General features: G+C 74.7%; 15 protein-coding genes and 2 pseudogenes. 7 read left to right on the top strand and 10 right to left on the bottom strand.

Annotated features, from left to right (window positions below):
* Nucleotides 1–24 precede the first annotated feature (24 nt).
* The 6 genes and pseudogenes from EKH77_RS29030 to EKH77_RS29005 form a co-directional block, all read right to left on the bottom strand.
* Nucleotides 25–915, bottom strand: coding sequence for a S1 family peptidase (locus EKH77_RS29030; protein WP_126917213.1), 891 nt, complete (start codon nucleotides 913–915; stop codon nucleotides 25–27).
* 336 nt (nucleotides 916–1,251) lie between these two features.
* Nucleotides 1,252–3,912 carry an AfsR/SARP family transcriptional regulator gene (locus tag EKH77_RS29025; RefSeq protein WP_126917212.1) on the bottom strand — a complete coding sequence of 887 codons (2,661 nt, stop codon included), beginning with the start codon at nucleotides 3,910–3,912 and terminating at the stop codon, nucleotides 1,252–1,254.
* Between the two features lie 88 nt (nucleotides 3,913–4,000).
* Entirely contained in the window at nucleotides 4,001–4,993 is a 993-nt protein-coding gene (locus EKH77_RS29020; protein ID WP_126917211.1) for a TIGR04222 domain-containing membrane protein, read from the bottom strand.
* A gap of 19 nt (nucleotides 4,994–5,012) precedes the next feature.
* Nucleotides 5,013–6,333, bottom strand: a pseudogene (locus tag EKH77_RS29015) (DUF692 domain-containing protein).
* Nucleotides 6,334–6,465: 132 nt separating this feature from the next.
* Nucleotides 6,466–7,482 carry an isopenicillin N synthase family dioxygenase gene (locus EKH77_RS29010; RefSeq protein ID WP_126917210.1) on the bottom strand — a complete coding sequence of 339 codons (1,017 nt, stop codon included), beginning with the start codon at nucleotides 7,480–7,482 and terminating at the stop codon, nucleotides 6,466–6,468.
* A gap of 380 nt (nucleotides 7,483–7,862) precedes the next feature.
* Complete coding sequence (locus EKH77_RS29005) at nucleotides 7,863–8,192, bottom strand: putative quinol monooxygenase (protein ID WP_126917209.1); 330 nt, start codon at nucleotides 8,190–8,192, stop codon at nucleotides 7,863–7,865.
* Nucleotides 8,193–8,522: 330 nt separating this feature from the next.
* On the opposite strand from EKH77_RS29005, the gene EKH77_RS29000 reads away from it, so the two are divergent.
* The 5 genes and pseudogenes from EKH77_RS29000 to EKH77_RS34860 all read left to right on the top strand — a co-directional run bounded on the left by EKH77_RS29000 (nucleotide 8,523) and on the right by EKH77_RS34860 (nucleotide 13,918).
* Nucleotides 8,523–8,921 (top strand): rodlin, encoded by a 399-nt coding sequence (locus EKH77_RS29000; RefSeq protein ID WP_126917208.1) that lies wholly within the window; start codon nucleotides 8,523–8,525, stop codon nucleotides 8,919–8,921.
* Between the two features lie 184 nt (nucleotides 8,922–9,105).
* A complete protein-coding gene (locus tag EKH77_RS28995; protein WP_240667587.1) occupies nucleotides 9,106–9,744 on the top strand; it encodes a phosphatase PAP2 family protein in 639 nt (212 codons plus the stop codon).
* Nucleotides 9,741–10,418 carry a phosphatase PAP2 family protein gene (locus EKH77_RS34445; protein WP_276319246.1) on the top strand — a complete coding sequence of 226 codons (678 nt, stop codon included), beginning with the start codon at nucleotides 9,741–9,743 and terminating at the stop codon, nucleotides 10,416–10,418. Before EKH77_RS28995 ends, EKH77_RS34445 begins: the two co-directional genes overlap by 4 nt.
* Before the next feature lie 166 nt (nucleotides 10,419–10,584).
* The gene (locus tag EKH77_RS28985) at nucleotides 10,585–12,579 is read left to right on the top strand and encodes an ABC transporter ATP-binding protein (RefSeq protein WP_126917207.1); all 1,995 of its coding nucleotides are present in this window, start codon (nucleotides 10,585–10,587) and stop codon (nucleotides 12,577–12,579) included.
* 152 nt (nucleotides 12,580–12,731) lie between these two features.
* A pseudogene (locus EKH77_RS34860) lies at nucleotides 12,732–13,918 on the top strand (cytochrome P450 family protein).
* A 100-nt stretch (nucleotides 13,919–14,018) separates the two neighbouring features.
* Here EKH77_RS34860 and EKH77_RS28975 read toward each other — a convergent pair.
* From EKH77_RS28975 to EKH77_RS28965, 3 genes are all read right to left on the bottom strand, one after another.
* Nucleotides 14,019–14,966 carry a polysaccharide deacetylase family protein gene (locus EKH77_RS28975; RefSeq protein WP_126917206.1) on the bottom strand — a complete coding sequence of 316 codons (948 nt, stop codon included), beginning with the start codon at nucleotides 14,964–14,966 and terminating at the stop codon, nucleotides 14,019–14,021.
* A gap of 184 nt (nucleotides 14,967–15,150) precedes the next feature.
* Nucleotides 15,151–16,224 (bottom strand): YncE family protein, encoded by a 1,074-nt coding sequence (locus EKH77_RS33155; RefSeq protein WP_164737893.1) that lies wholly within the window; start codon nucleotides 16,222–16,224, stop codon nucleotides 15,151–15,153.
* 97 nt (nucleotides 16,225–16,321) lie between these two features.
* Entirely contained in the window at nucleotides 16,322–17,194 is an 873-nt protein-coding gene (locus EKH77_RS28965; protein WP_164737892.1) for a diaminopimelate epimerase, read from the bottom strand.
* A 321-nt stretch (nucleotides 17,195–17,515) separates the two neighbouring features.
* On the opposite strand from EKH77_RS28965, the gene EKH77_RS28960 reads away from it, so the two are divergent.
* On the top strand, nucleotides 17,516–18,922 hold the full coding sequence (locus EKH77_RS28960; RefSeq protein ID WP_126917204.1) for an NB-ARC domain-containing protein: 1,407 nt from the start codon (nucleotides 17,516–17,518) through the stop codon (nucleotides 18,920–18,922).
* 28 nt (nucleotides 18,923–18,950) lie between these two features.
* Here the strand turns inward: EKH77_RS28960 and EKH77_RS28955 are convergent, their stop codons facing one another.
* Nucleotides 18,951–19,706, bottom strand: coding sequence for an SDR family oxidoreductase (locus EKH77_RS28955; protein ID WP_126917203.1), 756 nt, complete (start codon nucleotides 19,704–19,706; stop codon nucleotides 18,951–18,953).
* Between the two features lie 134 nt (nucleotides 19,707–19,840).
* On the opposite strand from EKH77_RS28955, the gene fhuB reads away from it, so the two are divergent.
* Complete coding sequence (gene fhuB, locus EKH77_RS28950) at nucleotides 19,841–22,027, top strand: Fe(3+)-hydroxamate ABC transporter permease FhuB (RefSeq protein ID WP_126917202.1); 2,187 nt, start codon at nucleotides 19,841–19,843, stop codon at nucleotides 22,025–22,027.
* The last annotated feature ends 165 nt before the right edge of the window (nucleotides 22,028–22,192 follow it).

The raw sequence follows: 22,192 nt of genomic DNA, 5'->3' as shown, positions 1-22,192 counted from the left end.
GCCGGGTCGCGTTCCGGTCAGGGTTCAGGGCAGTTGGGCTCCTGTCGCCTGGAGGGCGGCGGGCACGGGCTGGAAGAACGTCTCGCCGCCGGACGAGCAGTCGCCGCTGCCGCCGGAGGTGAGGCCGAGCGCGGTGTCGCCGTCGAAGAGCGCGCCGCCGCTGTCGCCGGGCTCGGCGCAGACGTTGGTGCCGATCAGGCCGTCGACCTGGCCCTCCTGGTAGTTGACGGTGACGTTGAGGGCCGTGACCTGGCCGTCGTGGACCTGGGTGGTGCTGCCGCTGCGCCGGACGTTCTCGCCGACGCGCGCCTCGCCGGCCTTGGCGATGCTCTGCTGGCCGCCGTCGTAGAGGTCCACGGAGCTGGGGTGGTCGGCGCTGCCGGTGTAGCGCACGAGGGCGTAGTCGTGGCCGGGGAACTCGGCGGCCTCGGTGGAGCCGATCACCCCGCCGAGCTGCGAGTCGGACCAGTCGCCCGACGCCTTGCCGCAGTGCCCGGCGGTGAGGAAGTACGGCTGGCCGTCCTTGGTGACGTTGAACCCCAGCGAGCAGCGCACTCCGCTGCCCCAGATGGCGTCGCCGCCGGCGACGAACGGGCGCAGGATGCCCGCCGTCCGTTTGATCGTCGCCTTGTCGCCGAGGTCGGCGACGGCCTTGCGCACCTGGTCCAGGCGGGCGCCCTTGACGGTGCTGTCGACGGTCACGACGAGCTTGCCGATCCTGGGGTCGACCGCCCAGGCGGTGCCGGGAACGGCGGCGTGGGCGTTCAGCTCCGCTCTGGCGGAGGCCAGTTCGGCGGCGGAGTGGGGGACGGGAGCCGCCTGGGCGCTCTGGAGGGTGAGCGAGGCCGTGGTCAGGACCACGGCTCCGGCGACGGCCAGGGCGGCCCGGCGCCCGGGTATGCGTGAGTGGTTCAACTCGTCGACCTCCTGCGAGTGGGGGTGTGCCCGTCGCGCGCACCGCGCGTCCGGGCCCGGAGGATTCGTACGGCACAGCAGCGACCGCACGTCGCGTGCATGCCAAGAGTTGCCGGACGAGTGTCCCGTCCGGACAAGCGGACGCACAAGAAGACATCCGGTCGCACACGACCACCCACGAACGCCCACCCGATCCGGCTCCGCCGACGGTCCACCGGGCGAGCGTCAGAGGTCACGCTCACGTTCGCCCGCGACGGGGCCCTGTGCGCAGCGCGTGCGCATAACGGACGGTGAAGGCCACGACTGTCCGGTAACCGCCGTTCCCCCGCCCGCCCTTCAGGCGTTCAGGAGATCGACGCCCGCGTCGCGCCCGGTGTCCGGCCGTATCTCCGCCAGCCGGAGCAGGGTGTGGCCCTCCCACAGCCGGTTGCCCTGGACCCGGAAGAGGTCCAGGGCCTCTGCGTAGCGCCCGGCGGCCTCCTCGGCCCGGCCGGCGCGCGCCAGGACCCGGCCCAGGCGGTACAGGCCGGCCGCCACCGGGTGGCCGGTGCCGCGCCGGCGGTGGACGGCCAGGCACAGCTCGGCCGCCGCCAGGGCGCGGTCGGTCCGGCCGAGGGCGAGGTGGGCCTCGGCCAGGGCGCCCGCCACGTCCGCCTCGCCGGCCCGGTCGCCGCACGCCCGGTAGGCGGCCCGTGCCTCGGCCAGCGCCTCGTACGCCTCCCCCGGGCAGCCGGTGTGGACGGCGTAGCGCGCCAGCAGCACCAGGCAGTCCGCCGCGGTCGGCGCGTCCGCCTCCGCTCTGCTCAGGGTGAGCGCCTCCCGGCAGGCGGCGGCGAGCTCCTCGAACCGGCCGGCGCTCGCGTGGACCCGGGCCAGGACGGCGTACGCGCGCCCGGCGGACCGGTCGTCGGCGAGCCGGAGCGCGGTCCGGGCCAGCGCCGGCGCCACCCGTTCCAGCTCCCGCTCGTACGCGCCGTACGCGAGGAGGCCGGCCAGCGCGCACAGCAGGTCGACGGCGAGGGCGACGTCGTCGGTGCCGGTGTCCGCCGCGGCCTCCGCCGCCGCGAGGAGCTCGGGGGCCTCGGCGAGGAGCCGGTCGCCGGCGGCCCCGGGGCCCGTGGCCGCGCGGGCCCTGGCGGCGGCGGACTCCAGGAGCCGCCGCAGGGCGGCCGCCCGCTCCGCCGGGGGCAGCGCCGTCCCGGCGCGCTCCCGGACGAGCAGCCGGAACAGGCAGGGGAAGCGGTAGCGGCCGGGGGCCGGGGACTCCAGGAGGCTGGCGTCCACCAGGGATTCGCACAGCGGCTCGGCCTCGTCCTCCGGGACGCCGAGGAGCGCGGCGGCCGTGTGCGAGGAGAAGCCGGGCCCCTCGGCGAGGGCCAGCAGGGCCAGCGCCCGGCGCCGGTGGGCGTCGAGCCGGTCGTAGGCCGGGGCGAGCGCCTCCTCGGCGGACATCCCGGCGGTCCTCAGCTCGGCGAGGCACCGGCCGTCGTCGGCCAGCCGCTCCACGAAGGCACCGAGCGTCCAGGACGGACGGGCCGCGAGCCGGTCCGCCGCGATCCGGACCGCGACCGGCAGCCGCCCGCAGGCCTCGACCAGCTCGGCGGCGGCCCCTGGCTCGGCGGCCACGCGGTCCTCGCCGGCGACGCGGGCCAGCAGGGCGTGAGCCTCCTCCGGCGTCAAAGCGCCGAGGTCGGTCAGCCGGGCGTGCGGCAGCCCGGCGGGCTTGGCCCGGCTGGTGAGCAGGACGGCGCAGCCCGGCGGGGCGGGCAGGAACGGCCGTGCCCGGCCGGTGTCCTCCGCGTTGTCCAGGACCATCAGCACCCGGCGGCCGGCCAGCAGACGGCGCAGCAGCGCGGCGCGCTCGGCCTCGCCGTCGGGCACGTCGGCCGCGGCGACGCCGAGGGCGTGCAGGAACGTGCCGAGCACGGCGGCGGTCGGGGCGGGCCGGCCGTCGGGCTCGCGCAGGTCCGCGTAGAGCCGGCCGTCGGGGAAGTGCTCGCGCACCCGGTGGGCGGCGTGCACGGCGAGGACGCTCTTGCCCACGCCGCTCGGGCCGGAGACCACGACGGTCGCCTCTCCCGTGATCAGCGCCGCGCACACCTCCTCGACGGCGGCGGCCCGCCCGGTGAAGTCGGCGAGGCCGCCGGGCAACCGGGCGGGGCGGACGGGCTCGTGCGGGCCGTCCGGAGTGGCGCCGGCGTCGGTGTCGGCGGTCAGCAGCCGGCGGCGGGCCTCGGTGAGCTCCCGGCCGGGTTCGAGGCCCATGTGTTCGGCGAGGACGCGGCGCGTCTCCTCGTACACGGCGAGCGCGTCGGCGCGCCTGCCGCCCTGGTGGAGGGCCAGGATGTGGAGCGCGCTCAGCCGCTCGTGCAGCGGATGCCGGGCGGCCAGGTCCGCCAGCTCGCGGAGGGCGGCGTCGGGGTCGCCGAGCTCCAGGTCGAGTTCGAGGCGTGCCTCGAACGCCATCAGCCGCTGGTCGCAGAGGTGCGCCCGGCGCGCGGGGACGCGGGGCCCGGGGAGGCCGAGCAGCGGCTCGTCGCTCCACAGGGCGAGGGCGGAGCGCAGCAGTTCCCGGGCCTCGCGGGGCCGCCCGGCGGCCCGGGCGCGGGCGGCCGCGGCGACCTGATCCTGGAAGCGGGCCGCGTCCAGCGCCTCCCGGGGCACCCGCAGGACGTAGCCGCCGGAGACGGACACCAGGACGCGTGACGGCGTGCCCGGGGCGCGCTCCGGCTCCAGCAGCTTGCGGAGCCGGGAGGCGTAGGTGCGGACAGTGCCCACGGCGCGCGGTGGCGGTTCCGCGCCCCACAGGGCGTCGACGATCTCGGCGGCCGAGGCCGCCCGTCCCTCGCGCAGCAGCAGCTCCGCGAGGAACGTGCGTTGCTGCGGGGAGCCGAGCTCCAGCGCCTCGTCGCCGCGCCACGCGCGCATCCGGCCCAGCACGGCGAACCGCAGTCCGCCAATGTCCGTTCCGGTCATGTTCGCCCCGTCTCCGTTCATGGGAACGGACGGTAGCCCCGGAGTCGTCTACGCGTGATTAACAAGTGATCTATGCGCAGGTCAGCGCCGTTGCCGGGGCCCGGGCCGGTCAGGAGCAGCCGCCACCGCCGCAGCTGGAGCCGGAGGAGCAGCTGTGGCCGCTCGAACAGCTGTGCCCGCCCGAGTGCCCGGAGTGGCCGGAACCGCTCGTGTCGCTGCCGCCGCCGGTGTCGAGGACGGCTCCGCCGCAGGAAGCCGAGGACGTCGAGGAGGAGGACGACGAGGTCGTGGCCGAGGAGCGACGGGAGCGGCCGGTCCGGCTCGTGGCACCGGCCCGGTGGCTCGTCCGGGTCCTGGACGCCTCTATCAACTGGGCCCTGAGCTTCTTGTCCGGCACGCGGCCGTGCACGGCGACGACGCCCGCCGCCCCGTGGGGGTGTTCCCCGACGGACTTCCGGCTCCAGGAGGCATCGGTGTTGATCAACCGGACGACGTTCCTGCCGAAGTCGGTGTAGGGGTCGCACGACTTGTGGGGGCCGTACGCCACCCGGGCCAGGACCCCGGCCAGGGCGAGCGCCAGCAGGACGACGCCCATGGGCCGGAAGGCGGCCAGGAAAAGCAGGACGACACCGGCGACGGCCCCGACGACCAGCCCCGCCGTCTGCGCGCGCGCCACGCGCTCCCAGTGGGCCTGCAAGCCCCGGGGCAACAGCATGTCCAGCTTCTCCAGGGACCGGCCGACCGCGTGGACGAGGGGATCGCGGCGCAACTCCTGGACCACGGTCCGCAGGGAGTCGCCCCAGCCCGCGCCGCAGTGCTTGAGCAGCGCGCGTTCCACGGCGTTGTGCGCGGTGGCGTCCCCCACGGCCACCCTGCCGTCGCGCACGGTGACGCGCCCGTCGGCGTGCATGGCGGTGATGACGGTGTCGACGACGCGTTCGGCATCGCCGAGGAGAAAGGCCACGCCGAGGAGGTCCGGGATGTCCTCGGTGCCGGGCGGGACGCTCCGGCCGCGGGCCTGCCGGCGGACGCGCCACAGCAGGACGGAGGGCACGGCGATCAGCGCCGCGCAGCACAGCGTCACCAGAAGGGCATAGAGCATGGGATCGGTTGCCTTTCGGTCAGCGCGCGAAACGCAGCCGGCGCAGGACGGCGGCCACCCGGCGGCGCGGGCGCCCCGGGGCCGGTGCGGCGGGGCCGGTCCGTTCGGCCAGCCACGCGGTGAGCCGGCGGACCCGGTCCGGGTCGGTCACGGCGCCCGTGCGCAGCAGGTGGCGGGCGAAGTCCAGGGCGTCCCGGCGGTAGCCGTCGGTCATGGGGCGGCCCCGGGCGTAGCCGAGGAAGAGGTCGCGGAAGTCGTCGCCGAGGATCTCCGCCGGTTCGGGGGCGATCTTGCGGACGACGCCGAGGCGCTTGGCGAGCAGCGCGCGGCGCTGGACGTCCAGGCGTGCCGGGTCGAAGCCGGGCGGGGGCGGGGCGTCCGCGACGAGCGCGGAGAGGAGAGCGAGCTGGGCCTCGGCGAGCCGGCGCCGGGCGGCGTCGGTGTCCGGGGCGGGGTGCCGCTCGCCGGGTGCCATGGCACGAGTGATCGGGTCAGCCATGGCAGCGGGCCCCTTCGGCGACGGCCCGTATCGCGTCGAGCTCGGCGGCCAGCTCGCCGGCCTCGGGGAAGTCGTCGTCGCGCTCCAGCAGGATGCCGGGCGGGGTGACGCGGTCGCAGAGCTCGGCGAGGACGTCCAGCACGGGCCGGGTGACGGGGTGGGCGTGGCTGTCGTGCCACAGTCCGTCGCGTTCGACGCCGCCCGCGACGTGGACGTAGGCGAGGGCGTCGAGGGGGAGTTCGTCGAGGGCGGTGGCCGGGTCCTCGCCGCGGTTGACGTGGTTGGTGTGGAGGTTGGCGACGTCGACGAGGAGCCGTACGCCGGTGCGCTCGACCAGCTCGGCGAGGAACCGTCCCTCACTGAGCTCCTCACCGGGCCAGGCAAAAAGGGCCGCGATGTTCTCGAGCGCGAGCGGTACGGGCAGCACCGACTGGGCGATGCGGACGTTCTCGCAGAGCACGTCGAGGGCGTCCCGGGTGCGGGGCACGGGCAGCAGGTGCCCGGCCTCGATCCGGGGGGCTCCGGCCGGGGCGGCCGCGGTGCCTCCGGCGCGGACGAAGGCGATGTGCTCGCTGACGAGCGGGGCGTCGAGGGCCTCGGCCAGCTCGGCGAGCGCGACGAGCCGGGTCAGGTCGGGCCGGTCGGCGCCGCCCAGGCCCAGGGAGACGCCGTGCGGGACGACGGTCGTCCCCCGGGCGCGCAGCCGCTGGAGCGGGGCGGGGAGGTGGTCGGGGCAGACGTTCTCCGCCACGACCTCCACCCAGTCGATCCCCGGCAGCCGTTCGATGTCCCCGGCGATCTCCGGCCGCCAGCCGACGCCGGTGCCCAGCACCGTGCTCATCCCCACCCCCGTGGCTCCCCCGTGGCGCGTCGCGCCCGGTGCGAAGGAGATTCCCCGTCCCGACTTGATCAATCCTTGGTCAGGGAGAGGGTAATCCTTGAAGCGATCTTCGGGGGAGGGTTCCTCCGGGTATCAGGCGGCGGGGGTCCCGGCGTCCTCCAGCAGGCCGGGGTGGTGCTTGCGGGCCACGCCCGGGTGGGCGCGCAGCCAGCCCTTGATCTCGTTGCGGCCGTACTCGGCGAAGAGCGGGTTGGTCACGTCCTGGGTGACGCCGGGCGCCCGGTCCGCGTGCGGGAAGGGCACGGGCTCGATGCGGGCGTCCAGCCGCGGGTTGTAGAAGAACGGGACGGAGAAGCGCTCCCGGTTCCCGGGCGGGCTGACCACGCGGTGGTTGGTGGCCTTGAGGTAGCCGTCGGTGGCGACCTCGAGCAGCTCGCCGAGGTTGATCACGAATGCGCCCGGCATCGGCGGCACGTCGATGAACTCCCCGTCGGGACCCTCGACCTGGAGTCCGCCGACCTCGTCCTGGAGGAGCAGGGTCAGGAAGCCGTAGTCCTTGTGGGCGCCCACGCCCTGGCCGGCGCCGTCGGGGGCGCTGCCGGGGTAGCGGACGAGCTTGAGGTGGAGGTGGGGGCGGTCGGCGAAGGCCTGGTCGTAGAAGTCCTCGGGGGCGCCGATGGCGGCCAGCAGTTCGTGCAGCAGCCGCTCGGCGACCGAGCTCAGCCGCTCGACCCAGCGCAGGGCGGCGGTGCGCAGCTCCGGCAGGGCGGCGGGCCACTGGTTGGGGCCCTCCAGCCACCAGTAGCCGGGGTCCTCCGGGCCGGGGACGCGGGCGGGGCGCTCGGCGCCGATGTCCAGCTGGTCGCGCCAGTCCTGGCTGCCGCCGGTGCGCTCGTCCCCGATGCGGGTGTAGCCGCGGAAGTGGGGGGAGTTGAGGTTGCCGATGGCGAGCCGGTCGGCCTCGGGGAGGGCGAAGAAGGCGCGCATCGTGCGCATCAGGTCGGCGGTCTCGTCGGCGGTGACGCCGTGGCCGGTCAGGTGGAAGAAGCCGACGTCGCGGGCGGCGGCGTGGAGGGCCTCGTGGAGGCGGGCGCGCTCGTCGGGGCCCGCGGAGGCGGCGGAGAGGTCGATGACCGGAAGCTTGTTCATGAAATGTCCACAGCATGAGGGCCCGGTTAAGCGTCCGGGGATGGCCGGACGACCCGTGCGACCGGCGCAGGGTGTGCGGCGGCGACGGGACCGGGGAGCGGCTAGGAATAAGAGAAAAGCGAAGAAAGCCAAGAGCGCGGGGAAAGACCGCGGGGCGGCCGCCCTGGAAGCGGGCGTCGCGAAGGTGTGAAGGTCAGCCGGACCGGCGACAGGACATGCTCGTGACACGGACGAAGTCCACGTGGCGGCGTTTGACGAGCGGGTTCACATTCCGAAGGGTATACGCCCCGGCGGGCGATCACGCCGTCGCACGGGGGTGGCACGCGTCACATGCCGTTAACAATCGGCGCCGGCCGTTCCGGGTGGGGCGCCCGGGGTGATCACGCCCGGGCCGGTCGGCCGCGGCGCTTGTCGACGACCAGGGTCCGCTCGTAGTGGCGCGTCTCCTCGATGTCCCCGGTATAGGGCCGGACCGCGTCGCGGAAGGGCGGGAAGTGCGGGCCGTGCCGGAAGCCGTGCTCGTGGTCCTCCAGCGAGGTCCATTCGATCCGCAGGACGTAGCGCTCCGGGTCCTCCACTCCGCGCGACAGCTCGTACGCCAGGCACTGGGGCGCGGCGTAGAGGTGCTCGGCGGCCGCGGCGTACGCCTTCTCGAAGGTGCCGCGGCGGACGGGGTCGGCGATGCGGTAGCGGACGTACTCGACGGTCAACGCGGGCCTCCTTCCTGGGCGCCGGCGGAATCTCCCGGCGTCCGGCGAGCCCGCCCGGACGCGGGCGTGTGGGGGCGCTGTCCGAGCGGGCCGACGGCCGGAGTTCCCGCCGCGCCGGGCACGCTACCAGCCGGAACGGCGCGAACTCCGGAAGCCGTGACGCGGGCGGCCGGCACTTCCCGGTAAGCCCCGGGCCAAAAGGAGTTGGATACCCCGGAAAGTAAATGACTCGCTGGGGCGAATGAGTGAAACTCCGGAACTTCCCCATTCACTTGCAGTTACTCAGTTCGCTTCCCGGAGGGAAACATCGATCGATCGAAAGGCATTGACGTGCTCAAGAAGGTTCTCGCCACGGCGGCCTTGACCGCCTCGGCGGTCGGCGCCGTCGCCACCCCCGCGATGGCCATCGGCAACGACCAGGACGTCGCGAACGCCAACGGCGCGAAGACCGCCTACGGCGACACGGCGACCGGGGGCGTGGAAAGCCCGCAGATGAGCCTGATCCAGGGCTCGCTCAACAAGCTCTGCCTGGGCATCGGGAAGGTCGGCATCCAGTCCGTCATCGGGCTGCTCAACATCGGCGTCCAGGACGTGCCGATCCTCACGTCGCAGCAACAGCAGCAGTGCACGGACAACTCCACGATCAACGACGGCGACGACCCGCTGTCGCACCTGGTCGACGAGATCCCGATCATCTCGGGCAACGGCTCGGGCAACGGCGACGGCTGACGGTCTCGCGATTCCGCGGGAATTCCCCCCGCTCCGGGTGTACGGGCCCCGGGGCGGGGGGATTCTTGTATGTCCGGATGTAGGGAGAAGCGAACCACCCGGTGTGATCCGGGAATCGAGGAATACGGCGACGCACACGGGGCCGGCCACCGGCCGGCCCTTGACCATGGGAGGGTCCGCACTCGTGATCGTGATATCGCCGGCGCTCCTGCCCGGCTCCCCCGGCTTCGACGGTTCGGGCATCGACGGTGGTCTCTACACGGAGATCACCCGGGACGCGCGGCACGCGCCGTGGCTGCTGAACGATACGGTCTCCACGTGGTCGGCATTCGGACTGGCGCTGTTCGCCGCGCTGATGCTGACCGCCTGGTGGCTCGCCCGGCGTTCGGACTCCCCGATGATGGCCCGGGCGCTGGCCACTCCCCTGGTGGTGGCGATGGTGTACGGAGTGGACATGGTCGTGAGGGTGGCGGTGCGGGAGGACCGGCCCTGCCGTTCGATACCGCGGAGTTTCACCCTGGAGTCGTGCCCGGCTCCCGGTGACTGGTCCTTCCCCAGCGGCCACGCGGTGATCGCCTTCGCGACGGCCGCCGCGCTGTGGCTGGTCGAGCGCCGGCTCGGGGCGGTCGCGGGGCTGGCGGCGGCGGCCATGGGCGCCTCGCAGGTGTGGATCGGCGCCCACTATCCGCACGACGTGGCCGCCGGCGCGCTGACGGGCGTGGCGCTCGCGGCGCCCCTGACCGTACTGGCGACCCGGGGCGCGCCCTGGGTGGAGCGGGCCCGCAAGGGCCGGTTGCGGCCGCTGCTGGTGACGGCCGCGTGAACCGCCGCCGGGCCGTGCCCGTGGCGGTGGTGGTCGCGGCCCCGGCCCTGATCGCGCTGGCCGTCCTGACGGCCCTGGTGCTGGCCAGGAGCGGCACGCCGTTCGCGGTGGACACGGCGGTGCGGGACGTGGCCCTGAATCATCGCGCGGGTCTCGGCCCGGCGGCGAAGGCCCTGACCTCGACGGGCACGGGCGTGGTCCCGTATCTGCTGGCAGGCGTGGCGGGTTGGATCGCGTCGGGGCGGGCGCTGGGCGTCGTGGCGGCGGAGGCGGTGCTGGGCGCGGGCCAGTTGGTACGGATCGGGCTGCGCGTCGCCGTGGACCGGCCGCGCCCGCCGGCCGACGGCTGGCTGAGCGCGGCCCACGGCGCGTCCTTCCCCTCGGGCCACGCCACGACCAGCGCGCTGGCGGGCGGGCTGCTCGCCTGGGCGCTGCTGCGCCGGTGCCCGGGCGGGCCCGGCCGTGCGGCGGCGGGCTGCGCGCTGCTGTGGGCCGTGGGGGTGGCGCTCACCCGGGTCGTGCTGGGCGTCCACTGGGCGTCCGACCTCGTGGGCGGCTGGCTGCTGGCCACGGGCTGGCTGGCGCTGACCCTGCCGGTCCTGGCCCGCTTCCCGGAGCGGCCGGCGCTCCCGGTCCGGCCGTGGTGGCGGCGGCGCAACCCCCGGATCGGGTGACCCGCCACGGCGGAGTGAATCACCGGCGGGACCGCCGCCTCCCCACCGCCGCTTGACGCATGCTCGAACTTCCGGACGAGAAAGCGCCCTTGGGGGGCCGTGGCGGCCCCCTCGCGGGCGTCGTTTTCCGAGCACTCGTCCGGTCCGGCGTCAACGAGGAGGCTCTGTGCGTCATAGCCCGCCCCGCCACCCCCGTCCCCAAGAGGCCTCGCCGTCCGAGCGGTTGCTGTTCGGCGGGCCGCTCCGGCACGACCAGGGCTGGAACAAGCACGAGAACGCCCATCTGGAGTTGTCCCTGTGGTCGATGGCGCTGCGGCTGCCGCGCCTCGTCGGCGCCACGATCCGGCTGGCCGCGCGGGCCGATCGCGGCGCGCTGCGCACGGTGGCGGCGGCGGAGCTCGGGCAGGGGGTCAGCCAGGCCGTCGGCCTGATCGCGATCAACCACGTCCTGGCCGCGGTGCTGGCCGCCGGCCCGACCGGGCAGCGGCTGACCGCGGCCCTGCCCGCCCTGCTGGTCGTCGCCGTCACGGGCGTGGTGGGCGCGCTGGCGACGTCGGCGTCCACCTCGGGCACCGGCCGGCTGGAGCCCAAGGTCGAGCGCGTGGCCACGGAGATGTACCTGGAGCGGGTCATCCACGTCGAGCTGGCGGCCATCGAGGACGAGGAGTTCCACCGCCTGCTGGACTCCGCGCAGTACGGGGCGTCGTCGGCCCGCCGCATGATCAAGTACTGCTCGGGGGTCGTCGGGGCGCTGGTGGCGTTCGTCGCGGCCGCCGGGGTGCTGACCGTGCTCCACCCGGTGCTGCTGCCGCTGCTGGCCCTGACGACCGTGCCCCGCGCGTGGGCCTCGCTGCGCATCGCCCGGGCCCGCTACTCCTCGTTCCACCACTGGGTGCAGCACGCGCGTGCGGGGCGGCTGCTGAGCGGTCTGCTGATCCAGACGGAGCCCGCGCCGGAGGTGCGGGTGCACGGCGTCGGCCCGTTCCTCCTGCGGCACTTCCGCAGCATGTCGGAGAGTTCGGAGGCCGAGCAGACCCGGCTCTCGCGCGAGGCCGCGCGCGTCCGGCTGATCGCCTCGGCGCTGACGGGGACGGCCGTCCTCGCCACCTATGCCGCGCTGGGCGGGCTGCTGCTGACCGGGGTGATGCGGCTGTCCGTCGCGGGCACCGCCGTGCTGGCCACGCGCAGCGGCTCGGCGAGCCTGGCCTCCTTGATCCTCCAGATCAACAGCCTCTATGAGGAGGCCTGTTACGTGCAGGACCTGGAGCGGCTGTGCCAGGAGGCGGCCGAGCGGGCGATCCCGGAGGGAGGGGAGCCCGTGCCGGACAATCCCAAGGAGATCCGGTTCGAGGACGTCTCGTTCGGCTATCCGGGCACCGCCGCGCGGCGGCCCGCGCTGGACGGCGTCAGCCTGACGATCCCCCAGGGGAAGATCGTGGCGCTGGTCGGGGAGAACGGCTCGGGCAAGAGCACCCTGGTGAAGCTGCTGGCCGGGCTCTACCGCCCGGACTCGGGGCGGATCCTCTGGGACGGCCAGGACATGGCGGGCCTCGACCGGGCCGGGGTGTTCGCGCGCTTCGCGATGGTCAGCCAGGACTTCCACCGGTGGCCGTTCACCTGCCGGATGAACGTCGCGATCGGGCGCACCGATCACGCCGTGTCCCAGGAGCGGCTCGAGACGGCGGCCCGGTACGCGGGCGCCGACGAGGTGGTCGAGCAGCTGCCGCGCGGCTGGGACACGCTGCTCGCGCGGGGCTACGAGGGCGGGCACCAGCTCTCCGGCGGGCAGTGGCAGCGGCTGGGGATCGCCCGGGCCCGCTACCGGGAGGGGCGGATCCTCATCGTCGACGAGCCCACCTCGGCCCTGGACGCCCGGGCGGAGCTCCAGGTCTTCGACCAGATCCGGCGGCTCGCGGACGGCGGCCAGACCGTGCTGCTGATCACCCACCGGCTGGCCTCGGTGCGGCACGCCGACGTCATCCACGTCCTGGAGCACGGCCGGCTCCGGGAGAGCGGCACCTTCGAGGAGCTGATGGGCCCGTCCTCGGCGGGCGTCTTCCGCGATCTGTACGAGCTCCAGCGCGGGCAGTTCGCGGAGGACGGCCCGGCGGTGCCCGGCTCCCGGGACCCGGACGGCGTCCCGCGGCGGGCTCCGCGCTGAACCGCGCGCGGGAGGGCGCCCGACCGGGTGCCCTCCCGCGCGAGCCCGCCATCCGGGGAGCACTCCCCGGTTACTGCTACAGTCGGCCAGGCAAACGGGGAACATACCCCACTTTCACTCCGGTCGTCTCCGGACGCGGAAGGGACTCCACCATGTCCACACCCGTTCTCATGGATTACTCCGACCCCGGCGCGGACCTCGCCGCCGACCGCACCGCCGCCTACGCGCGCCTGCGCGAGCTGGGCCCCGTCCACCGGATGCGCACCCCCGACGGCAAGGAGTCCTGGCTGATCGTCGGGTACGACGAGGCCCGCACCGCCCTGGCCGATCCCCGCTTCAGCAACGACCTGCGCAACTCGCCCGACTGGACGGGTGACGGCGGCGTCCCCATCGGCACGAACATGCTGCAGACCGACCCGCCGGACCACACCCGGCTGCGCAAGCTGGTCGCCAAGGAGTTCACCGCCCGCCGCGTGGAGGCCCTGCGGCCCCGGATCCAGGAGATCACCGACCAACTGCTCGACGGCCTGCCGGCCACCGGCCGCGCCGACCTCGTCGAGTCCTTCGCGCTGCCCCTCCCCCTGACCGTCATCTGCGAACTCCTCGGCGTCCCCGCGGCCGACAGGGCGGACTTCCGCGCCTGGTCGAACGAGATGGTCCAGCTCACCGACATGGCGGCCGCGGCCGCCGCGGCGCAGGCCATGACGGAGTACCTCCACGGCCTCATCGAGGCGAAGCGCCGCTCCCCGAGGACGACCTGCTCAGCGCCCTGGCGGCGGCCGCCGACGACGGCGACCGCCTCTCCCCCGCCGAACTGCTGGGCATGGCCTTCGTCCTGCTGGTCGCGGGGCACGAGACCACCGTCAACCTCATATCGAGCGCCGTGTACTCCCTGCTGAACCACCCGGCGCAGCTCGCCGAGCTGCGGGCCGACTGGTCGCTGCTGGACGGCGCGATCGAGGAGACCCTGCGTCACCAGGCGCCCGTGGAGCGGGCCTCCTACCGCTTCACCACCGAGCCCGTGGAGATCGGCGGCATCACCCTGCCCGCCCGCGAGCCCGTCATCGTGATCCTCTCCGCGGCCGGCCGGGACGGCGGCCACTTCGCCGACCCCGACCGCTTCGACATCCACCGCGACGCGCGCGGCCATCTGGCCTTCGGCCACGGGCTCCACCACTGCCTCGGCGCCCCGCTCGCCCGGCTGGAGGCGGCCGTCGCCCTCCGGAGCCTCCTGGAGCGCTGCCCCCGCCTGGCCTTCGACACCGACCGCCCGGAGACGCTGGACTGGCGGCCGAGCCTGGCCCTGCGCGGTCTGGCCGCGCTGCCGGTGCGCTACTAGGCCGCGTCCGGCGGATCTTCGTCACGCGCCACCACGGCGCCCCGTAGGGGCGCGGGGCACTGCATGATCCGCCGGATCCGGCCCCCGGGCCTCGCGCCCGTCAGCAGTCCAGGGGGTAGGGGACCTTCTCGGTGACGGGGCCGTTGTTGCGGCAGACCTGGTAGCCCTGGGCCTGGAGGTCGCTGACGATGTCGGGCAGGGCGTCGGGGAAGTTGCTGAACAGGTGGCCGAGGACGACGCCGTTGCGCTTCTCCTCCGGTGTGGCGTCGCGGACGCTCGCGCGGATGTCGTCCACGCTCCGCGCGTGGCCCTGGGTCTTCTCCCAGTCGTGGGTGTCGATGGTCCAGTTGCAGATCCGGAAGCCGAGCTCGGCCGCCAGCTCCCGCTCGCGCTCCCCCGCGTCGCCGTACGGCGGCCGCAGGAGGTTGCCGGCCACGCCGTTGTGGATCTCGTCGTGCAGCTCGTCGTCGTCGAGGCTGGGCAGATGGCGGTGGGTGTAGGAGTGGTTGCCCACCCAGTGGCCCTGCTGCCGCAGCTGCCGGGTGATCTGCGGGTACTGCGCGGCGAACTTGCCGATCAGGAAGAACGCCGCGCGGATGCCCTGCGCCTTGAGCTGGGCGCCGATGCGCACCGACCGCTCGGGGTCGTTGTAGGGCCAGTCGTCCAGCGTCAGCAGGACCCGCCCGGAGGTGTTGCCGCAGCGCTCGCGGTCGTAGACACCCTCGGGGGCGGGCGGGGCGGCGGGCCGGTCCCGGTGGCCGCTGTCGCCGTCGCGGGCCACCCCGTCGCCGGTGTCACCGGGGCCGCCCTTGCCCGCCGGGGCACCCCCGGCACGGTGGCCGTGGCACCAGGCCGGCAGGTCGCCGCGGCCGCCCTTGGCGCCCGCCGGCAGCGGTACGCAGTCCTCCTGGTCGTCGTCCACCGCGTGCACCGCGAAGGCCGAGCACGTCACCAGCGCGGAGACCGCGGCGGCCGTCTTCAGCGGAGCCCGCCGGCGCCGCCGGTGGCGCCCACGACCACGCCGGAAGACCTCACCGTATCCGGACATGCTGACTCCTCACGGATGACGGCCCGTCGGCAGACGCGACCCGTCACCTCACCCCGGCATCGACACCGGTTCGATGATCTTGACACCAACCCTCGGGCCGGACGGGCACTCTCGCAACCGCGGCGGCCGGGACGGTTGGGCCGCCCGGGTGGTGGCACCCGGGCGGCCGTGCCGTGCCCGGGCGTCAGCCGCGGGCGGCGGTGATATACGCCAGGCCATGGGCCCCGGCCTCGCCCTTGCTGCCCACGTCCAGGGTGGCGAGCACCTTCGGGGCGGTCAGGTCGACCACCGTCACCGTGCTGGACATGACCGCCGAGACATAGCCCGTCCTGCCGTCCGGCGAAGAGGTGACGGTCAGCGGGAAGACCCCGACCTCCACCCGGCCCACGACCTCCAGCGACCCCGGCGCGAAGACGGTCAGCACACCGTTGGTCTGCGCGCCGAGCTTGCCCCCCTCGCCCCGGGCCATCCGCAGCTCGCCGGCGAGCACGGCCCCGGTGACCGTCGTGTGCACCGGGAAGACCACGCCCTCGGTGGGCAGGGTGCGGACGATCTCCCCCGTGGCGGTCTCGATCACCCGGACGCCCGGGTCGGCGGCGGGCTCGGCCCCCGAGAAGTCGCCCTTGGGAGCGGCCACGTAGACATGCGCGCCGTCCGGCGAGACGGCCAGGCCCTCGCTGCCGGGCACCTCGATCCGCCCGGCGAACTCGCCGCGCTCCAGGTCGAGCACGGAGACGAAGGGCGCCTCCTTGTTGGTGGTGTAGCCCCGGCGGCCGTCCGGGGTGATCTCGACCCAGTGGGGGCCGCCGGCCATCACCGGGATCCTGCCGCGCCGCTCACGCGTCGCCGTGTCGTAGACGATCACGCCGCCCGGCTCGGTGTCGGTGGCCTCCACGCTGACGTAGAGCAGGCCGCGCGCCCGGTCGAGGGCGAGGCCGTGGGGCGCGTGGTCGGGGGCGGTGTCGAGTACGTCGACGACGGCGTGGGTGTCGGCGTCGATGACGGTGATCTGCCGGGCCCGGGCCTCGTGCATGCCGTAGTAGCCGTGGACGTAGCTGCTCGCGCAGTACAGCACCCGGTGGTCCGGGTCGAAGCACAGCTCGTGCGGTTCGGCGGGCACGTCGACGACGTCCAGCCGCTCATGGGTGGCGGCGTCGAAGAAGGTGATGGAGCACCCGGTCTGGCTGACGACCGCCAGCTGGTCACGGGTGGCGAAGGAGACATCGGAAGAAGCGGTGTTCCGCTCAGGGGAGTTCATGCCTCGATCCTCACCCCGGAACGGGCCGTGACTCCAGTGCAAGGTTGTCAACCGAGCGTTGCGCCGCACGCACTTGACGCCCCGCCACGCCCCCGCCTCACAGCGCGGCCAGCCACCGGGCGTCCAGGACGCCCTCCGCCGCGACGCCCGCCGACCCTGTGAGGAGCGTGACGGCGGACGCGTCGAGCGCCACCGTCAGCGGCCCCGTGACGTTCTCGACGACCGTGGTCTCCCGGCGGCCCGCGGCGTGCTGGACGGCCGCGGCCGCCGCGCACGCGGCGGCGCCGCCCGCACGGATCTCCCCGGCCCCGGGCCGGTAGGCGCGCACGCGCAGGCTGCCGCGCGGCAGCACGTTGACGAAGACCATGTCGGCGGACGGCACGAGCACGCCGACGGCCTTCGGGAAGGCGGCGGTGTCCGGCTGCGGCTCCTTGGTGAAGTCCAGGTACGACACGGGGGTGTCGATGACGCACACCAGGTGGAGGGCGCCCAGCGACACGAGCGTGCCGGGGAAGGACTGCCCGTCCGCCGTCACGCCCGCCGTGCCGAGGACGAGCGGGGTGGGCATTTCCACGGTCGTCCGGCCCTTGGCGTCGACGGTGACGCGCTGATCGCCCGCGCGGGTGCCGATCCACAGCGCCCCGGGCCCGGCGAGGCCGGCGACCGTCAGATAGCGGGCGACGAAACCGGCGCCGGGGCCGCAGGCCAGGGAGTGCGAGCCGTCGGCGTCCCGGCAGTCCACGAACCACTCGCCGCGCGGACGGGCGGACCCCTTGCCGGGGCCGGCTGCCGTCAGGCGCAGCAGGCCGTCCCCGCCGAGCCCGGTGCGCGGGTGGCACAGTCCCCGGATCGCGTCCTCGGTCAGCGCGACCCGGTTGCCGGGGTCGAGCAGGAGGAGGAAGCCGTCGCCGCCGCAGTGGCCCTTCACATAGCGGGGCCCGGGCTCGACGGCGGGCCGGTGCGCGGTCATCGACCACCTTCCCGGGCGGAGGTCCGGGCCCTCCGGCCCCTGGCTACTGCGGCATCGTGCGGCAGTCGCGGCGCGGCCCGCAACGCCTTCGCGGGTCTTCTCCGGCGGACTGCCGGGCGACTGCCGGTGGACCGCCGCCGGACCGAGCGGGGCGCGAGGCGGCGGTGCGCCGGCGGCCCGGTCCATAGCGGACGTCGGCGAGCGAAGGGGGCATCTTGACCGCTGGGATGAGCGTCCTACGCTGGGGTGGGCCGGTAACGAGGAGGCCCGCAGGCCGGTCGTGGCCGGCCGTGTGCCGGCGGGGAAGGGGCCCGAGGGGGAATGACGTTGACGGACGGTGGCCAGGGGCTCGCGTTCGGCCCGCTGCTGCGCCGCTACCGGCTCTCGGCGGGCATGACCCAGCAGGAGCTGGCCGGGGCGTCCACGCTGAGCGTGCGCGCGATCGGCGATCTGGAGCGCGGCAGGACGGGCCGCCCCCAGCGGAAGTCCGTGGAGCTCCTGGCGGGGGCGCTGGCCCAGGGGGACGAGGCCGCGCGGCGGCTCGTGGAGGCGGCGAGGGCCGCGCGGCTCGCGCCGGAGCCCGACGACGCGCCGGAGGAGCGGCCCGGCGACGACGCGGCGGCGCACGCCGCGCGGACGGACGGAGGCCGGGCGCCGGGGATGCGCGTCCCCGGCGCGCCCGTCTGCGAACTGCCGCCGGACACCCCGGATTTCACGGCCCGTCAGCGCGAACTGCTGGGGATCGAGGGGGCGCTGGCGCCCGAGGGGGTCCGGTGCGGGCAGCGGCTGACGCTGGTCGCCGGGCATCCGGGCGCGGGCAAGACGGCACTGGCGGTGCGCGCCGCGCACCGGATGCGCTCCCGGTTCCCGGACGGCCAGCTCTTCGTCCAGCTCTCCCCCGCCGGGCACCCCGCCCTCGGCCCGGACGACGTGGTCCGGCACCTGCTGCGCTCCCTGGGCGACCCGGCGGGCGGGGCGGGCCCGGTGGAGGAGGCGGGCGCGCGGCTGCGCGCCGCGCTGGCCCGCAGGCGGGTGCTGATCGTCCTCGACGACGCGGTCGCGGAGGGGCAGGTGCGCTGCGCCTGCCCGGGGGTGGGCGGTTCGGCGGTGCTCGCGACGTGCCGGCGCCGGCTCTCCGCGTTGCCGGGCGCCGGGCGCGTCGACGTGGGGGCGTTCACCACGGAGGAGTCGCTGGCCTTCCTGGCGCGGATGGTGGGCGAGGAGCGGGTGCGCCGGGAGCGCGCGGAGGCGGCGCTGGTGGCGGAGTTGTGCGGCCGGATCCCGCTGGCCCTGCGCGTGGTGGGCTGCCGGCTGCTGGCGCGGCCGCACTGGACGATGCGGACGCTCGTCGACGAGGTCCTCCACGATCCGCGCACCCGGCTGCGGGAACTGAGCTCGGGCGACCTGACGGTGCGCGCCGCCGTCGCGGCGGCGTTCGGCGTGCTGGACGACCAGACGCGGTGGGCGCTGCGCCGGCTGGCGGCGGCCCGGGCGCCGGGGTTCGGTCTGCGGGGCGCGGCGACGCTGCTGGGCTGCGGGACCGCGCGGACCCACCGGATCCTCGGCGACCTGCTGGACGGCCATCTGCTGGAGGCCCTCGACGGACGGCGGGCGGCGGAGCCGTCGTATGTCGTCCCGCCGGTGATACGGCTGTTCGCGCTGGAGGGGTCGGAGGCCGCCGCTACCGGGCCCGTGCCGCTCGTCCGGAGCGGGCCGGCGCGGTCGTAGCCGTTCCGGGGCGGGCAGGGCGGGGAGGTCAGCGGGTGGTGTAGCCGCCGTTGACGAAGAGGGTCTGCCCGTTGAGCCACCAGCCGTCGGTGAGCAGGAACTTCACATACGGCACGATGTCCTCGATCTTCGTCAGCTCGCCGTTCATGGCGGAGGACTTGTGGTACGCGATGGAGTCGTCGGTCTCGGCGGGGTAGAAGAAGCCGGTGTCCATGGGACCGGGGGCGATGTTGTTGACGGAGATGTTCCGCCCGAACAGTTCCTTGGACAGGGCGCGGGTGAAGTGCTCGACGGGGGCCTTGCTGCCCGCGTAGACGGAGTACAGGCCGGTGTAGGCGGCGAGCAGCGAGGTCACGATGGTGACGATCTTCCCGCCGTCCTCCACCCGTTTCGCGGCCTCCTGCATCATGAAGAACGCCGCCTTGGAGTTCACCGCGAACATCTTGTCGTACTCGTCCTCGGTGACCTCGGTCAGCGGCTTCTTGAGGACCATGCCGGCGGTGTTCACCACGCAGTCGACCTTGTCGAAGGCGCCGACGGCCACCTCGAACAGCCCCTCGACCTCCGCGACCTGGGTCAGGTCGGCCTCGTGCACGATCGCCTCGCCGCCCGCCGCCTTCACGGCCTCGGCGGTCCGCTGGGCGCCCTCCTTGGAGGACGGGCTGTTGAAGTGGACGACGACCTTCGCGCCGTCCGCGGCGACCTCCCTGGCGATGAGGCCGCCGAGGTTCTTCGACGCTCCCCCGATGACGACGACCTTGTCCTTGAGCGTACGGCTGGGCATGCGACCCTCCTCGGAGGGGGCTGACGACAAAGCATGACCACTTTATGGCGGTACATACCGCTTCGCATGCCGGTGTCCGGCGGTACGACCCCGGAGCTTCCGGGCGACGGAGGGCATTAGGCTAGCCTTACCTTATGACTTTGGCGCACGTGGACACCGAGGCGAAACCCGCCGCCGACCAGGCAGTTCCCAGACCGTCCCACGGCCGTCGGCGACTGGCGGCCATCGCCGCCGGACTGTTGCTCGCCGTCCTCGTGCTCGCCGCCCTCTCCCTGTCCGTCGGCGCGGGCGAGGTCGGCCCGGGTGCCGTCCTGGACTACCTCCTCGGCCGGCACGGCGCGCGCGACAACGCGCGCCTCTCCCTCGTCGTGGGCGACCTGCGGATCCCCCGCACCCTCACCGCGCTCCTCGTCGGCGCCGCCCTCGGCACCTCCGGCAGCCTCCTCCAGGCCGTCACCCGCAACCCCCTCGCCGAGACGGGCCTGCTCGGTGTGAACGCCGGCGCCTCGCTCGGCGTCGTGGCCGGCATCGCCTTCCTCGGGGTGCAGAGCGGCCTCGGCCACCTGCTGTGGGCGTTCGGCGGCGCCATCGCCGCCAGCGCGCTGGTCCTGCTCATCGCGGGGCGGCGCGGCGGCGGTTCACCGATGCGGCTGGTGCTGGCCGGCTCCGCGCTGGGCGCCACCTTCGGCGGGCTCACCAGCGTCATCGTCGTCAACTCGGCCGAGACCTACGACCGCTTCCGCTTCTGGGTCCTCGGCTCCCTCGCGGGCGTCGAGGACTTCGGCAAGCTCACCGGTCTGCTGCCGGTCCTCGCCGTCGGCTTCGTGATCGCCCTGCTGGTCGCCCGGCCACTGTCCGCGCTGGCGCTCGGCGACGACCTCGCCAAGGGGCTCGGCCACCGCCCCTCCACCATCCGGGTGATCGTCGCGGTGGCCGTCACCCTGCTCACCGCCTCCGCCGTGGCGCTCGTCGGCCCCATCTCCTTCCTCGGCCTCCTCGCGGGCTTCCTCGCCCGCACCCTCGCCGGGCCCCGGCTCACCGCCCAGATCACCTTCGCCGGGCTCATCGGCGCGGGCGTCCTCACCGGCGCCGACGTCCTGGCCCGGGTGGTCTCCCGGCCCTTCGAGGCACCGGTCTCCGTCATCGTCGCCCTCATCGGCGCCCCCGTCCTCATCGGCATCGTCCGCTCCCGGCGGCTGGGGGCGATGGGCATGACCGACCCCGCCACGCAGGAGACCGCGCCGCCGCCCAAGCGGCGGTTCGCGGCCCTGCGGCCGGCGCGCCGCGACGAGCGGGAGGACAGCATCGTCCTGCGCGGCGGCGCGCTCTCCGTGCTGCTGCCGCGCCGCGCCGCGCTCGCCGCGCTCGCGCTGGCGGCGCTCCTCGTCGCCGCCGTCGTCCTGTCCGCGTACGCGGGCCAGAGCGAGATGGGCCTGACCCGGACGTTCAACGCCGTCCTCGGCTCGGGCGACCGCTTCGACGTGCTCCTCGTCCAGAAGTTCCGGCTCGGCCGGATCGTCGCCGGGCTCACCGCGGGCGCCGCCCTGGGCCTGGCCGGCTGCCTCACCCAGACCCTCGCCCGCAACCGCCTCGCCACCCCCGAACTCCTGGGCGTCAACGACGGCGCGACGGCGGCCGTCCTCATCTCCACCACCCTCACCGGCACCTTCGGCGCCTGGTGGGCCGGCCCCCTCGGCGCGCTGGTGGCCGTCCTCGTCGTCACCACCGTCTCCGGCGGCCTCGGCCAGCGCGGCTACCGCGTCCTGGTGGTGGGCCTGGCCATGTCCGCCCTCGCCTCCGCCGTCACCCAGGTCGTCCTCACCCGCCGCTCGCTGAACTCGGCGAGCTCCCTGTACGTCTGGACCTCCGGCAGCCTCAACGGGCGCGGCTACTCGGTGGCCACCCCCGTCCTCATCGGCCTCGCCGTCCTCGTACCGCTCGCCCTCGTGGTCGCCCGGCAGCTCAACGTGCTGCGCTTCGACGACTCCACGGCGTCGTCCCTGGGCGTGGCCCCGGCCCGGGTGCGGCTGTTCTGCCTGCTGCTGGCCGTGGCCCTGGCCGGGCTGGCGGTGGGCATCTGCGGCCCGGTCGGCTTCGTGGCACTCGCCTCACCGGTGATCGCGGGGCGGCTGGCGGGGCCGGTGCGGGTGCCGGTGGTGGGGTCGATGTTGACGGGCGCCGTGCTCATCGTCGCCGCTGACACGGTCGGGCGGATCGTCTTCGACGGGATCGAGGTGCCGGTGGGCATCGTCACGACCGTTCTCGGCGGGCCGTTCCTGCTGTGGGTGCTGCTGGGGCGGTCGGGGGCGGCGCGAGTCTGAACCCGACGGGTTCGGGTGCGGCCCGGTGGCCGGGTTGTGCCCACCCTCCCCCAGCTACCGCTGGGAGGTGCCCCCAGCCCTGCGGAACGCCTGCCCACAACCCGGGGGGTTGGGGGCGAAGCCCCCAGGAAACGGTGAAAGGGCGGGACCGGGGCCTCCTCCCCA

The sequence above is a fragment of the Streptomyces luteoverticillatus genome (assembly GCF_003970715.1).
In the GTDB taxonomy this organism is placed as follows: Bacteria; Actinomycetota; Actinomycetes; order Streptomycetales; family Streptomycetaceae; genus Streptomyces; species Streptomyces abikoensis.
This window is presented reverse-complemented; position numbering and strand designations above follow the sequence as displayed.

What these genes read in the sequence shown, in the direction of transcription:
- fhuB (WP_126917202.1), top strand. Translation starts at nt 19,841, where the DNA reads ATGACTTTGGCGCACGTGGACACCGAGGCGAAACCCGCCGCCGACCAG.
- EKH77_RS28955 (WP_126917203.1), bottom strand. Translation starts at nt 19,706, where the DNA reads ATGCCCAGCCGTACGCTCAAGGACAAGGTCGTCGTCATCGGGGGAGCG.
- EKH77_RS33155 (WP_164737893.1), bottom strand. Translation starts at nt 16,224, where the DNA reads ATGAACTCCCCTGAGCGGAACACCGCTTCTTCCGATGTCTCCTTCGCC.
- EKH77_RS28975 (WP_126917206.1), bottom strand. Translation starts at nt 14,966, where the DNA reads ATGTCCGGATACGGTGAGGTCTTCCGGCGTGGTCGTGGGCGCCACCGG.
- EKH77_RS29025 (WP_126917212.1), bottom strand. Translation starts at nt 3,912, where the DNA reads ATGAACGGAGACGGGGCGAACATGACCGGAACGGACATTGGCGGACTG.
- EKH77_RS28965 (WP_164737892.1), bottom strand. Translation starts at nt 17,194, where the DNA reads ATGACCGCGCACCGGCCCGCCGTCGAGCCCGGGCCCCGCTATGTGAAG.
- EKH77_RS28960 (WP_126917204.1), top strand. Translation starts at nt 17,516, where the DNA reads ATGACGTTGACGGACGGTGGCCAGGGGCTCGCGTTCGGCCCGCTGCTG.
- EKH77_RS29020 (WP_126917211.1), bottom strand. Translation starts at nt 4,993, where the DNA reads ATGCTCTATGCCCTTCTGGTGACGCTGTGCTGCGCGGCGCTGATCGCC.
- EKH77_RS29010 (WP_126917210.1), bottom strand. Translation starts at nt 7,482, where the DNA reads ATGAACAAGCTTCCGGTCATCGACCTCTCCGCCGCCTCCGCGGGCCCC.